Annotated in this window: 14 protein-coding genes; 6 read left to right on the top strand and 8 right to left on the bottom strand. The window is 33.9% G+C overall.

Features of this window, described 5'->3' with window-relative positions:
* Positions 1 to 1,194: a tRNA 2-thiouridine(34) synthase MnmA gene (mnmA, locus tag Q0770_RS05320; protein WP_299114779.1), complete on the bottom strand. Its 1,194-nt coding sequence runs from the start codon at positions 1,192 to 1,194 to the stop codon at positions 1 to 3.
* Between the two features lie 113 nt (positions 1,195 to 1,307).
* Positions 1,308 to 2,018: a toxin-antitoxin system YwqK family antitoxin gene (locus Q0770_RS05325; protein WP_299114781.1), complete on the bottom strand. Its 711-nt coding sequence runs from the start codon at positions 2,016 to 2,018 to the stop codon at positions 1,308 to 1,310.
* Positions 2,019 to 2,073: 55 nt separating this feature from the next.
* Between Q0770_RS05325 and Q0770_RS05330 the strand changes: the two genes are divergently transcribed.
* Together Q0770_RS05330 and Q0770_RS05335 are read left to right on the top strand one after the other, a co-directional pair.
* Positions 2,074 to 3,093 carry a fasciclin domain-containing protein gene (locus Q0770_RS05330; protein ID WP_299114783.1) on the top strand — a complete coding sequence of 340 codons (1,020 nt, stop codon included), beginning with the start codon at positions 2,074 to 2,076 and terminating at the stop codon, positions 3,091 to 3,093.
* Positions 3,094 to 3,236: 143 nt separating this feature from the next.
* Positions 3,237 to 3,692: a GNAT family N-acetyltransferase gene (locus Q0770_RS05335; RefSeq protein ID WP_299114785.1), complete on the top strand. Its 456-nt coding sequence runs from the start codon at positions 3,237 to 3,239 to the stop codon at positions 3,690 to 3,692.
* 54 nt (positions 3,693 to 3,746) lie between these two features.
* On the opposite strand, the gene yidC is transcribed toward Q0770_RS05335, so the two are convergent.
* Both yidC and Q0770_RS05345 read right to left on the bottom strand, forming a co-directional pair.
* A complete protein-coding gene (gene yidC / locus Q0770_RS05340; RefSeq protein WP_299114787.1) occupies positions 3,747 to 5,666 on the bottom strand; it encodes a membrane protein insertase YidC in 1,920 nt (639 codons plus the stop codon).
* 93 nt (positions 5,667 to 5,759) lie between these two features.
* Positions 5,760 to 7,376: a CTP synthase gene (locus tag Q0770_RS05345; protein ID WP_299114789.1), complete on the bottom strand. Its 1,617-nt coding sequence runs from the start codon at positions 7,374 to 7,376 to the stop codon at positions 5,760 to 5,762.
* Positions 7,377 to 7,533: 157 nt separating this feature from the next.
* On the opposite strand from Q0770_RS05345, the gene Q0770_RS05350 reads away from it, so the two are divergent.
* From Q0770_RS05350 to Q0770_RS05365, 4 genes are all read left to right on the top strand, one after another.
* Positions 7,534 to 8,592 carry an AraC family transcriptional regulator gene (locus Q0770_RS05350; RefSeq protein WP_299114792.1) on the top strand — a complete coding sequence of 353 codons (1,059 nt, stop codon included), beginning with the start codon at positions 7,534 to 7,536 and terminating at the stop codon, positions 8,590 to 8,592.
* A 73-nt stretch (positions 8,593 to 8,665) separates the two neighbouring features.
* The gene (locus Q0770_RS05355) at positions 8,666 to 9,019 is read left to right on the top strand and encodes a hypothetical protein (protein WP_299114794.1); all 354 of its coding nucleotides are present in this window, start codon (positions 8,666 to 8,668) and stop codon (positions 9,017 to 9,019) included.
* 28 nt (positions 9,020 to 9,047) lie between these two features.
* Entirely contained in the window at positions 9,048 to 9,518 is a 471-nt protein-coding gene (locus tag Q0770_RS05360) for a YHS domain-containing (seleno)protein (protein ID WP_299114796.1), read from the top strand.
* Between the two features lie 36 nt (positions 9,519 to 9,554).
* The gene (locus Q0770_RS05365; RefSeq protein ID WP_299114798.1) at positions 9,555 to 9,908 is read left to right on the top strand and encodes a hypothetical protein; all 354 of its coding nucleotides are present in this window, start codon (positions 9,555 to 9,557) and stop codon (positions 9,906 to 9,908) included.
* A 65-nt stretch (positions 9,909 to 9,973) separates the two neighbouring features.
* Here Q0770_RS05365 and Q0770_RS05370 read toward each other — a convergent pair whose 3' ends face one another.
* The 4 genes from Q0770_RS05370 to guaA form a co-directional block, all read right to left on the bottom strand.
* Positions 9,974 to 10,198, bottom strand: coding sequence for a DUF3820 family protein (locus Q0770_RS05370; protein WP_299114800.1), 225 nt, complete (start codon positions 10,196 to 10,198; stop codon positions 9,974 to 9,976).
* Positions 10,199 to 10,744 carry a DUF922 domain-containing protein gene (locus tag Q0770_RS05375; RefSeq protein WP_299114802.1) on the bottom strand — a complete coding sequence of 182 codons (546 nt, stop codon included), beginning with the start codon at positions 10,742 to 10,744 and terminating at the stop codon, positions 10,199 to 10,201.
* Positions 10,745 to 10,826: 82 nt separating this feature from the next.
* Complete coding sequence (locus Q0770_RS05380; protein ID WP_299114804.1) at positions 10,827 to 12,749, bottom strand: LysM peptidoglycan-binding domain-containing protein; 1,923 nt, start codon at positions 12,747 to 12,749, stop codon at positions 10,827 to 10,829.
* A gap of 39 nt (positions 12,750 to 12,788) precedes the next feature.
* Complete coding sequence (guaA, locus tag Q0770_RS05385; RefSeq protein WP_299114806.1) at positions 12,789 to 14,324, bottom strand: glutamine-hydrolyzing GMP synthase; 1,536 nt, start codon at positions 14,322 to 14,324, stop codon at positions 12,789 to 12,791.
* Positions 14,325 to 14,337 lie beyond the last annotated feature (13 nt).

Genomic DNA, 14,337 nt, shown 5'->3' on the forward strand with positions numbered 1-14,337 from the left:
CTAGGAAATAACACCTGAGCCAATAAGCTCATCATCAGTATACCAAGCTACAAATTGGCCTTCTGTAATTGCAGATTGTTTATTCTCAAATTCAACATAAAGTCCAGAATCAACTTTATGCAATATGGCATTCTCTAAAGGTTGACGGTAACGAATACGAGCTTTGACTTGCATGATTTCGCCATCAGCTAAAGCTAAATCTTCACGTACCCAATGCAATTCTTCATTCTTAACAAATAACACCGAGCGTAATAAGCCTGGATGATTTTTGCCTTGCCCTGTATAAATGACATTTTCGTTAACATCAGTTTCAATGACAAATAATGGGTCTTTTGTACCACCAACGGCTAAACCTTTACGCTGTCCTTTTGTAAAATAGTGTGCGCCTTGATGTTTCCCAACAACTTTTCCTTGAGATACATTATATTCCATTTTATCTGAATGAAATGCTAACTCGCTAGCTTTAGAATCGAAACGAGGAATAGATTTGTGATATGCATCTAAGGTTTCAGGAATCTCTACAATAACACCTTCTTTTGGTTTGAGTTGTTGTTGCAAAAATTCTGGAAGTCTTACTTTTCCAATAAAGCAAAGACCTTGAGAGTCTTTCTTCTCGGCAGTAATCAAGTCTTGAGCTTTTGCTATATCTCGGACTTCAGGTTTTGTCAATTCGCCAATAGGAAATAATGCTTTAGCTAATTGTGCTTGAGATAGTTGACACAGAAAATAAGATTGGTCTTTATTATTATCTACACCAGCTAATAATTGATGAATCTGCTGCCCATTCTTTTCTACAGTCGCTTTACGGCAATAATGACCTGTAGCCACATAATCTGCGCCAAGCTCAAGTGCAATATCCATAAAGACATCGAACTTAATTTCTCGATTACAAAGCACATCTGGGTTTGGTGTACGTCCGTTTTCGTATTCCTTAAACATATAATCTACAATGCGCTCTTTGTACTGCACACTTAAATCTACAGTCTGAAATGGAATCCCCAACTTATCCGCCACCAACATGGCATCATTACTATCCTCTAACCATGGACATTCGTCTGAAATGGTTACAGAATCATCGTGCCAATTTTTCATAAATAGCCCAATAACCTCATAACCCTGTTCTTTTAAAAGGTATGCAGCAACACTGGAGTCAACACCTCCAGAAAGACCTACTATGACACGTTTGTTTTTCATCTTATTTTTTATTCCGAAATCTGTTCGGAAAAACTTGGGCAAAATTACAAAATAAAAAAGGTAATCTTTTGAAGATTACCATTCTTAAAGCCTATTGATATGATAGTTTTAAGCTATTGCTTTTTAAAAATTACTTTATCATTATCATGGTCCACTTTTCTAACTAATTTTCCATTTTTATAATATTCCCAAATTCCTGTTTTTAAGTTTGCTTTAAAACTGCCTTTGGCTTGAAGGTTACCATCAATATCATAATACGTTGTATTGCCATTAAGTTTGTCATCCTTATACATGGATTCTTGAAGCAATTTCCCAGATTCGGAATATATTTTTGTTATGCCATTAAGCAAATCATTTTGGTAATCTGCAACCTCAGCAACTTTACCATTTATAAACATCACAGAACGTTTACCATCTAATTGTCCTTTGTTATTATAATTCTCTTCAATCATAATCTCTTGCGAATTTTTATGAAAGAATACCCATTTGCCAATAAAATTTTTGCCATCCATTTTTCCTTGGCCAATTACTTTTCCGTTAGATGTCATAAAAGTAACTTGGGCTTCATTATTATCTTGATTAAAAACCTTAACAGCACTTAAAACACTTTTCTTTCTTTTAAGCTTGTAATACTTAAATGTGTCTATTTCTTTTCCGTGCAGAAATCTTCCTTTATAACGTAACTGATTGGTTTTTGGGTAGTTTTTTTGCCATATACCGTGCCTTTTCCCACTTTCGTCGAACTTATTGACCTCATTTTGAGCTGCTAAAGGTGTTAAAATTATTGTTAAAACAACACCGTAAGCAATTATATGTTTAATCATTTTATATTTTTGTTAAACAAGATGAACAATTTTATTAACTTTTAAACTCAAAAAAATGAAAATTATTTCAAAGTATTTAAAGTTACTCCCAGTTTTTTTATTGGTTTTAGGATTATCTGGATGTAGCGATGATGATGACAACAACACACCTGTCCCAAATACAGTGGTAGATGTTGCTATAGCAAATGGTTTTTCATCTCTTGTAGATGCCTTAATCAGAGCTGATTTAGTTTTAACCTTAAGAGGAGATGGTCCTTTTACTGTATTTGCGCCAGACAATGCTGCATTTCAAGCATTATTAGATTCTAACCCAGCATGGAACTCAATTGATGATATTGAGATAAATTTATTGACCAATGTGTTATTAAATCATGTTATTATAGATAGTGAAGTCCCTTCTTCCGCAATAACATCAGATGGTGTTTACGCAAATGTTGGTGCTACTGGTCCAGGAAATAGTAATCTAAGCATTTATGCGAGAAATAATTCTGGTACGGTTGAGGTAAATGGTGGATTTGCTTCTACAGCAGGAGCCAATGTTACTGGTGCTGATGTAGCTGCAGATAACGGTGTTATACATGTAATTAATAAAGTATTATTACCTCCAACGGTTGTAGATATGGCTTTAGCAAATCCTGAATTTGCAAGTTTAGTAGCTTCTTTAACAACTGCTGGACAACCAGATTTTGTAGCGACATTATCTACAGCTAACGGAACTGCGCCTGCACCTTTCACGGTATTTGCACCAACAAATGCTGCATTTCAAGCATTATTAGATTCTAACATGATGTGGAATTCTCCAGCAGATATAGATTCTGCTTTATTGACAGAAGTCCTAGAGCATCACGTCATAGCGGGTAACAATGTTCAGTCAGGAGATTTAAACCAAAATGGAGATACGATGCCTACAACTTTACAAGGGCAAACTATTACAATAACTTTACCTGGCACAGGTGGAAACATTGCAGATATAACTGATGGTGCTGGCAATAGTGCTGGTATTATTAGTGTAGATGTACAAACAGCAAACGGTGTTATACATGTTATAAACGCAGTTTTGATACCTGCTACTTAAAAATTAAAAGTCGAGGCTGATTACCTCATTTTTATATTGATTGATTTAGTTTTTAAAGCCTCCTATTAATAGGAGGCTTTTCTTTTATGGTTGCAATTTTATTCTTAGATTATAAACATATCATAATTAAAACTAGATCAAAAATGACCTTTAGAAAAGCAACCGAAAAAGATATAGCAAAAATAGTAGAAATGATTGCCGATGATGAGCTTGGAAAGAAAAGAGAAAATTTCAAGTTGCCTTTACCTAATGAATACATCAAAGCTTTTAAAAATATAAACTCAGATAATAATCAAGAGCTCATAGTTGTAGAATCTAAAGACTCGGAAGTTATAGGTACTCTGCAACTTTCCTTTATTCAGTATTTGACATATCGTGGCGGAGTTAGGGCCCAAATTGAAGCTGTAAGAATTAGAAAAGATAAAAGAGGTTTGGGCATTGGAAAAACTATGTTTCAATGGGCAATAAATAGTGCTAAAGAAAGAAACGCTCACTTATTACAATTAACCACAGACAAAAAAAGACCAGAAGCTATTAAGTTTTACGAAGATTTAGGGTTTATAAAATCCCATGAAGGCATGAAACTTCATTTTAAATAAAAAGAAAAGCCACAGCATAAAACTGTGGCTTTTTAATATTTAAATTATAATAGACTATTTTTTTCTATTACGCTGTTGCACTTGCTTTTGCTTTTCGGCTTGCTCCATCATATCAGCCATTTTTTTCTGAAAACGGTTCTGCTTTTTTGGTTTGCTCTTACTCACCTCAATTTTAGCCAATACTTTTTCTTCATCAATGATGTAGTTTTTAATCACTAACATAATACCAATACTAATTAAGTTAGAAATAAAGTAATACAAACTTAATCCAGATGCATAGTTATTAAAGAACACCAACATTAATAATGGTGAAAAGTAAATCATATACTTCATCATCTTGCTCATATCTGGCATACCTTCTTGTGGTGGCCCTTGCATAGCTGTTTGTTGACCAGTCGTCATCTTCATATAGAAGAAAATAGCTATAGCCGCTAATATTGGAAATAAACTCACATGATCACCATAAAACGGAATACTAAATGGTAATTCTGCAATACTATCATAAGAACTTAAATCATCTGCCCAAAGAAAACTCTTCTGACGTAAATCAAATGCTGTTGGGAAGAACATAAATAAGGCGTAGAATACTGGTATTTGCATTAAACCAGGTAAACAACCACTTAATGGGCTTGCTCCTGCTTTATTTTGCAATGCCATAGTCTCTTGCTGTGCTTTTAATTTATTGTCTTTGTACTTAGCTCTAATAGCATCTAATTCTGGCTTTAAAATCTTCATCTTTGCCTGAGACATAAATTGCTTATACTGTACAAAAGATAATAGTATCTTTACCAATACAGTCATTACAATAATAGCAATACCATAAGGCAAGAAACCACTTAAGAATCCAAATAAAGGAATAAACACAGCTTTATTAATCCATCCAAAAATTCCCCAACCAAACGGAATACTCTCTTCAAGATTTTTGTCATAACCTTTTAAAATCTTAGCATCTGTAGGCCCATAGTACATGCCCATAGACTTATTAAACTCTCCTCCACTTAAAGTCAATGGTATTTTTGAAGCGTATAATTTTGTATAAACACTATCTACTTCTTCATCTTTTACCAAGTCTTTAGAAGACATACTCACCGATTTTAATGGCGAATCGGGCACTAGAATACTACTAAAAAAGTGTTGTCTATAAGATAACCAGTACACGTCAGAAACCACCTCTTCATCATCGTTCATTTGTGCTAGCTTATCTATCTTATCACCATCATGCTGATACGTTAAGCGTGTGTATCTATTCTCGTAAGTTATACTTTGATCATGGCTATAACCTTTAAGTTTCCAATCTAGATTAATTTCCTGAGAACTATTAACAACGTTATCTAAACCTTGTGATTTAATAGCAAAATCTATCATATAATCGTTAGGTTTTAACTCGTATCTGTATTCTAAGTAACGTGTTTCTGAAACTTTAAGCTTCATAGACACCACTGTGTTCTCTCCACTTTTAGTTACTGTAGGCTGAAAGTATAGACTTTCTGTATTTAAAACGCGATTGTCTGTGGTCGAAAAATTAATATTAAAATTGGTATTCCCATCTTTAACCAAATAGATAGGTGCATCATTATGGTCTACAAAGGCTTTTAGTCTAACTTCTGAAAGATGACCACCCTTATTACTAAATTTTAATGCTAATACATCAGTTTCAACTTCTGTTACTGCATCAGTCGCTGATGGTAATGTAGACGCATATGCAAAAGCCCCTAATTTGTTTTGAAGCGCAACTTGTTGTAAAGAGTCTGTAGCTGATGCATTAGAATAATCTTCTGCAGTGGTTACTTTAGTCGTTAATTCTTCCGCTTCTACTTTTGCTTTTTGTTCTGCTGCTACCTTTTCTGTTTCAGCTTGTTTTTGAGCTTCTAATTCTTCGGGAGTTGGTTGACTTTGGTACAAATACCAAATCATAATACCAAAAAGAAGTACAAAGCCTATGATTGAGTTAATGTCTAATTTCTTTTCTTCCATATGTATTTACCGAAAACATCGGTGATCTATTGATTAGTTATTTTGGATAACCCAAAAAGCTATCCAAAGTCTTAATTATGCCAAACTGGCACATTACTTATTGTTCTTATACTTTAAAGCTGCTGCAACAAATGCTACAAAAAGTGGATGCGGATTAGCAACTGTACTCTTATATTCTGGATGGTATTGCACCCCAACAAACCAATTGTGCGAAGGAATTTCTACTATCTCTACCAAACCAGTTTCTGGATTATAACCTGTTGCTTTTAAGCCTGAAGCTTCAATCTGTGCTTTATAATCGTTATTAAATTCAAAACGGTGTCTGTGGCGCTCTTTTATTTCTGTACGCCCATAAGATTTATAAGCAAGTGTATCCGTTTCAACATTACAATCCCAAGAGCCTAAACGCATGGTTCCACCTTTGTTAACGACATCTTTTTGCGATTCCATTAAAGCAATAACTGGATGCGGTGTGCTTTCATCCATCTCCGTAGAATTGGCATTATCTAAGCCTAAAATATTTCTAGAGTATTCTATGACTGCCATTTGCATACCTAAACAAATACCTAAAAATGGTATATTATTCTCTCTAACATATTTAACTGCATCTATCTTACCTTCGATACCACGTTCTCCAAAACCAGGTGCCACAAGTACCCCATCAAGGTGACTTAACTTTTCTTGCACATTGTCTTTAAACAAATATTCTGAATGAATAGACTCAACTTTTACCTTTACTTCGTTCTCAGCACCTGCGTGGATAAAAGCTTCCAAGATGGATTTATAAGAATCTTGAAGCTCTACATATTTACCAATAAGACCAATAGTTACTTCGCCTTTTGGGTTTTTATGTCTATTCAAAAACTCATTCCAACGTCCTAAATCTGGTTGATTACTTTCTAAATCTAGTTGCTTTAAAACCACTTTATCTAAACCTTCTTCAAGCATTAAATTAGGGACATCATAAATAGTTGATGCATCAATAGATTGGATAACGGCTTCCTTCTTAACATTACAAAAACGTGCGAGCTTGGTTTTAATACTATCGCTCAATTCGTGTTCCGTACGGCATACCAAAATATCTGCTTGTACTCCACTTTCCATTAATGTTTTTACACTATGCTGTGTTGGTTTTGTTTTTAATTCACCAGCGGCTGATAAATATGGCACTAGTGTTAAATGAATAACTAAGGCATTATTTTCACCTAAATCCCATTGCAATTGACGTACTGCTTCTATGTATGGTAAAGACTCAATATCACCAACTGTTCCCCCAATTTCAGTAAGAATAATATCATAATCACCAGAATTACCAAGCAACTGTATACGATGTTTAATCTCATCTGTAATGTGCGGAATTACCTGTACGGTTTTACCTAAAAATTCACCACGGCGTTCTTTATCAATAACACTTTGGTAAATACGACCAGTCGTAACATTATTAGCTTGAGAAGTAGGTACATTTAAGAAGCGCTCATAGTGTCCTAAATCCAAATCCGTCTCTGCCCCATCGTCGGTAACATAGCATTCACCGTGTTCATAAGGGTTTAATGTTCCAGGATCTATATTAATATATGGATCAAGTTTTTGAATTGTGGTTCTGTAACCTTGAGCTTGTAGTAATTTGGCTAGAGATGCTGCTATAATGCCTTTTCCGAGAGAAGAAGACACGCCGCCAGTTACAAAAATATACTTAGGGTGAGTTATCATGTTGCGCTTTTAAACGCAGGCAAATTTACAAAATTAAATGACTTATTTGGCAATTGTTTTAGGTTTGTTTGAATGAATTAAAGTCTTGTAGGAACTTGAATTTGATAATCTAAACGACTAACTTCGTTTAGTAGCTAACAAGTTTAATTGTTACTCAATGCAAAAAGTCGAAAAGTTTTCTCCAGAAATTAATAAGGTATACTTTATAGAAAGTCATACGCTTATACATATTCTGTCAGGTAAAGGAAGTATTCAAGTAGACTTTAAAAATTATTACGATTGGCAGGAAAAAGCCATTTTTTTAGAAAAAGGACAATACATTAAATTTCTGTCAGATGATTTTGTTGTTAGAAAGATAGAGTTTTCTAATCAGGAGAAGTTTTTCGATAATGACGTTAGAGTACTCTTTAAGCATCTTATTTCATTAGGTTATATTGATTTATTAGAATGTGAAGATTGTAACACATTTCTATCAGAATCTGCGCTAACAGACAATTCTGCTGATATTATTGATGTGTCTTCAAAGCAATGGTATTGGCAAAATCCTTTTAAAGCCAATAAGGAAGAGTACCAAGTTATTTTTGATGCCAAAGAAATTATAGACCAAGAATATTCAAATCATTTAACAGGAAACGATTTAGTTAATCTTATTAATGACCGTGGTTATAATGCACAAGCTTTAATAAAAAATAAAATTGGCTTGTCTGTTAAGAATTTGATGAGCTCAAAACGTCTCCAAGAAAGTCGAAAACAAGTTGCGTTTACTGATAAAAGTATTCAAGAAGTGTCTTATGAATTAGGTTTTAAAGATGATGCATACTTTAATCGCGTTTTTAAAAATTCTACCGGGCAAACACCAAAACAGTTTAGAGAAAATTTCGATTTTAAAAACCGAGATGTATTTTCTCAGAATATTATAGAGCTACTTCAAAAATACCATACTCAAGAACGTTCTCTTGAGTTTTATGCAAATAAAATGAACCTTTCTATAAAAGCATTATCTAATAAAGTACAGGCTAAAATGAATACATCTTTAGGGCAGTTAATACGTCTAGAAATAATAAATACTGCCAAATTAATGCTGATTGAAGGCCAACCTATAAATGCAATATCTATACAACTAGGTTTCGAAGAACCTAATCACTTTACACGGTTTTTTAAACATTATTCAGGCATAACTCCAACCGACTTCAAATTAAAAAAGTACAATTCTTAGTCCTTTTTTTGTAGCATCAAAACTTTAATTCTCCTTCATCTTTGCAGTGTAAAAATCACTAAAAACAAAAAAGATGACTATTAAAGAACAAGTACAAAAAATGGACGCCATAGTTTCACAAGGCGCTATTGTAGACGCTGTGAAAGAATTTTTCGCAGATAATGCAAACACGTCAGATTATGGAAATGGCGGAACAACGGGAAAATCAGAAATGATTTCAAAAATGGAAGGTTTTGCTGGAGCTATCGCTAAAGTAAATGGCATAACTCATCATCACTCAATAGTTGATGAAAATGTATCAGCATCAGAATTTACATTCGATTTTGATATGAAAGATGGTAGTAAAATCTACTGGCACGAAATCATTCGCAGAATTTGGAATGATGAAGGTAAAGTCACCCAAGAAGAATATTTCAACGCAGAATAATTTTAATAACACTAAACACATAGAAAAAATGAAAACTTTAAAAACAATAGTAGTAGCATTAACCTTAATACTAACAGCATCATTATCAGCACAGGATAAAATGGCAAACAATTTAGACAATAGTAACATAGCACTTCAAGGCTACAGTCCAGTATCATATTTAGATTTAGGACTTGCGCAGATTGGTAACAAGAACTATAAATCAGAGTATAAAAAAGTAACGTATTACTTTACTTCTGAAAAACAAAAAGCAACTTTTGATAAAAACCCAGCTAAATACATGCCTCAATATGGAGGTTTCTGTGCCTTTGGGACTTATGCTGGTGCAAAATTTAGAGTAGACCCAAATAAATTTTTAGTAGAAGACGGAAAGTACTACCTATACTTAAATAATGTAGAGTTAGATGCAAAGCAATTGTGGCTAGCAGAAAACAATCATAGTAAACTAAAGCGTATTGCTGATAAAAATTGGGAAAAGCTTAGTAAAACTCACAATTAAACGATTGATTGTAATTAATATTAAAATTTAAAAATCATGAAATTCGTAACCAAAAGAATACACGCTTTTTTAGATTACCCAGTAGCTATCGCATTGATAATACTGCCTTTTTTACTAGGGTTAGGAGACTCTAATTCACTGGCTTTAAAGCTTTCTGTAGCTACAGGAATAGCAGCCTTTATATTGACGCTCTTAACAGATCATCATTTAGGCATATTTAAAGTGATCTCTTATAAAATGCATTTAATTGTAGATTTTATAGTTGCAATTGTATTTATCGTCGCACCTTTTATCTTTTCATTTGAAGGCATAGATGCCTATTATTATTGGATTAATGGAGTTGCAGTGCTTACTGTTGTAAGTTTACATAAATCGGAAGCTGCATTTTAAGGTCAGGAACAATAATTAAAAGCGATTTGAATTAAACCTCAAATCGCTTTTTTTATATGCAAATACTAAAACTCTCGGCGTATCGTATAAATCAATTCTTCTAATCCGTTGATTTTAATATCGTACATCTGTTGCATCATGTTACCTAATTTTCCTTTTGGGAACCCTTTTTGCTTAAACCATGTGTAATAATATTCAGGGATGTCTACGAGATATTGGTCTTTGTATTTGCCAAAGGGCATTTTGTATTTGGCAAGCTCTATTAAAGCTTCTTTATTTGCTGATAACATTTACTGTGTTTTAAAAGCTTCAAGCTTTTTAAGTTCTTGAGCTATTAAAATATTCCAAGCAGTTTGTTTTTCTCTATTTATAGAGTGATTGGTTTCTTCGTCGTATAAGTTCTGCATTTTTGATGACGCCAAACTTATAGATTTATACAAATCATTAAGCTGGTTTCGCAGGCTTGAAGATGCTTTTAATCTACTTATTTGCTTGCGAAATTTTCTCGCATGTAACTCAGTTATATCAAAATGTAGTTGTTCATGTTTTAATATGTGAGGCGAAGCGTCTTCTGGTTTGTACCAGGATTCTGATGGATAAAACAAACACTCTACAGTTGTTGTAAAATCAGTGATTCTGTCTCCTGTTTTACCAATAGAAAATCCAAATGTTATCCCAGAAGCTGTTAATGCCGCAGCATCTGTACTTTGATTTGGCGCGCCTTTAAAATCTTTCCAAACCAAAGGTTTATTTGCATTCCAAGAGAAGGTTTCTAAATCTTCATTTTGGCTAAAAGCTATTGAAGTGAATAAAAGGAGAGCAAAAAAGGTTTTCATTGATGATAATTTTCAATTAAAACGATGGTAAATAATTCTTATTGTAATTTAGAACTTAATGCTAAATCAAAATGGTAGAAATTTACTTAACCTCTACAATTTTAAGATTGTCGTACCTAACAATATAAGTCGCTTCGTTTACATAACCCCCAAATGTCTTTTTGGCATAACGGAATTTGTTCTCAATATATTCTGTTGCTGATTCATCATCAGAGTTTGGTAAACCATCATCGCTAGATGCCAAACGCAGTAATATATCTAAAGTTAGATCAAACCCACGAGTGGCATATTTACTTGGTGTTAAACCATATCTAGACTTATACATACTTACAAATCCATTAGCAGCATCCGCATCGTATTGCTTATTAATAGTAGCGTAATGAAACTTAAGATTGGATAGATGATAATTATTATCTGGGTCTTTACTTTCAAAAGCTCTGCTCTTATTTGTAGTAGTCAAGACAATTTCAATATCGTCAACTGATAAGCCATTTAAAAGACTAATGATACTTGAACCAAAAGACGTATCATCTGTTTCTAAAAAGACAATATTTTTGCCTTTTTTGAAAAGCCCCTCAAATGTCGTAGGATATATAAAATAAGCATCTTTTCCTTTATCCTTACCTTTTTTAGTTACCTCAGAAAACAATTGTTTTGCCGTAGGAAAATCTTTCTTAAGTCCATTACTTACTACCTTATGTTTTTGATCAGCGATAATGACAACTTGAGTTTTGGTACTATCTTCTTTAATATAGTTAATCATTTTTTGTGCCAATACCTTTTTATCAGGAATAGTTTGATACACATTTCCTGATACTTTAGAAGGCATTGCTAATGGTGCAAAAACAGGTACAGCATCGCTTCTTACTTCAGCTGCAAAACGGTCGAACGTTTTGGACATCATTGGCCCGATTACGGCATCGTAATCAGAAAAATCTTCACGACTTGTTATGCTTACAGTTTCTGTGGTTCTATTTTCAGTATCAAACACCTTCAAATCAGTAGAAATACCTAAATATTTTGCGGAATCTAAAGCCATTAAAACTCCAGAATGAAAGTCTAAAGCTGTGCTTAAAACCCTATCAGATTTCATCATAGCTTTTACCTCAGCAACAGAATCTAAATCAATTCTGTGTAGTTTAAATGGTAATAATACTGCTAATCGTTTTGTTGATGTATTTATAATATTATCTCTTAAATCAGTAACATTATAGTCTTCATCTGATACGGTAGTAGTTACCTCAACTTCAGAAGGCACTTTAAGCACCATACCTGCTTTTAAACCAGATTCAGCAAGTCCAGGATTAAGCGCTTCTAATTCTTCTTGAGTTAAACCCAACTTTACTTTAAGTCTGAAGAACCCTTCTTTAGGTTGAACCTCGTAATAATTATATGCTATATCGGTAGCCTTTTCTTCATTATTAGCAATATTAGGCACATTTAATTCATCGCCTGGCTGAATAACGTCTTTTATATCTGGGTTTAAATCTTCTAACTCTTGTACTGTAATTCCGAATTTGTATGCGATACGCCATTTACCTTCACTTGGCAACACGGTATACTTTCTTATAGTATTAGATAGTGTTTGCTTTGATACTACAGTCTTAAATCTTGGTATTCTAATTCTATCACCTCTCCTTAAATTTTCAGAATATAATCTTGGATTGGCTTTTTTAATGTCATCTTCACTAACATTATATTTCTTTGATAAGCCGTAAAGTGTTTCTTTTCGTTTTACTTTATGCTTTTTATAATCAATAACTTCTTTAGACTCTTCAACTATTGGGTCATTCTTTACTTTAGAGTTTGGAATAATTAAAGTTGTATTTGGTGCAAAACTAGTCTTAGCATCTGGATTTAATGCCAAAATATCGAAAGGTGTTACCAAATATGCTTTGGCGATACTCTCAATAGTTTCACCAGTTTTTACTTTATGAGTCTTATAATTTTGTGCATTAAGACCAATTGTAAAAACTGATAGTAAGATGATTAAAAATTGCTTCATAACTATTTAAAAAAATTAGAACTTAAAATAGTTCATTTTCTATTCCCATTCTATAGTTGCAGGTGGTTTTGAACTGATATCGTACACAACTCTATTAACACCTTTCACTTTATTTATTATCTCATTTGAGGTTTTCTGTAAAAACTCATAAGGTAAATTTACCCAATCTGCAGTCATACCATCTGTGCTTTCTACAGCTCTAAGCGCTACACATTTTTCGTAAGTACGTTCATCTCCCATAACACCTACACTATTAACTGGCAGTAACATTGCGCCTGCTTGCCAAACCTTGTCATACAAATTCCAAGAACGTAGATTATTAATAAAAACCGCATCGACTTCTTGTAATATACGAACTTTCTCTGGCGTTAGATCTCCAAGAATCCTAATGGCCAATCCAGGTCCTGGAAATGGATGACGTCCTAACAATTCTTTGTCCATATTCATAGACGCACCAACACGTCTTACTTCGTCTTTAAACAATGCTTTTAATGGCTCAACTACTTTAAGTTTCATAAAATCTGGCAATCCGCCAACATTATGATGACTCTTAATTGTTGCACTTGGTCCACCAGTTGCCGATACACTTTCTATAACATCTGGATAAATTGTCCCTTGTGCTAACCATTTTACATCTTTAATCAAGTGTGCCTCATCATCAAAAACCTCAATAAACATAGCACCTATGGTCTTACGTTTTTCCTCTGGATCACTCTTTCCTGCTAAGGCTTCCAAAAAGCGTGCCGAAGCATCTACACCTTTAACGTTAAGCCCCATACCTTCGTACTGCTTGAGTACATCGGTAAATTCGTTTTTACGTAACAAACCGTTGTTTACAAATATGCAATACAGATTTTCTCCTATGGCTTTATGTAATAACATTGCTGCTACTGAGGAATCTACACCACCTGACAAACCTAGAACGACTTTATCGTTTCCTAATTGTGCTTTAAGCGCATCAACCGTTTCGCCGACAAAGGCATTTGGTGTCCAATCCTGATTAAGTTTCGCAATTTTTACAAGAAAATTTTCGAGTAACTGCTTTCCATCTATAGTATGGTAAACCTCGGGATGAAACTGAATAGCATAAGTATCCTCACCTTCAATTTTATATGCGGCGTTCTCTACATCTGCTGTGCTTGCCAGTAAAGTTCCTCCACTCGGCAATTTTTTGATGGTATCACTATGACTCATCCAAACTTGACTGCCTTCTGATATGTTTTCAAAAAAAGCTTCGCCTTGTTTTACAAAACCAAGATTTGCACGACCATATTCTCTTGTATTAGATTCTGCGACTTCTCCTCCAGAAAAATGTGCTAAATATTGAGCACCGTAACAAACGGCAAGCATCGGTTTTTTTCCTCGGATATTAGATAAATCTGGGTGAAGCACATCTTCACCTCTCACAGAGTTTGGACTACCGGATAAAACTACAGCTTTAAAACTGTCTGAATCTGATGGAATTTTGTTGAATGGATGTATCTCGCAATAGATGTTTAATTCTCTAACGCGACGCGCAATAAGCTGTGTGTATTGCGACCCGAAATCTAAAATTAGGACTTTGTTGTGTTGCATGCACAAAAATAGA

Origin of the sequence: uncultured Winogradskyella sp., assembly GCF_947501905.1 — a bacterium.
Taxonomy (GTDB): Bacteria; Bacteroidota; Bacteroidia; order Flavobacteriales; family Flavobacteriaceae; genus Winogradskyella.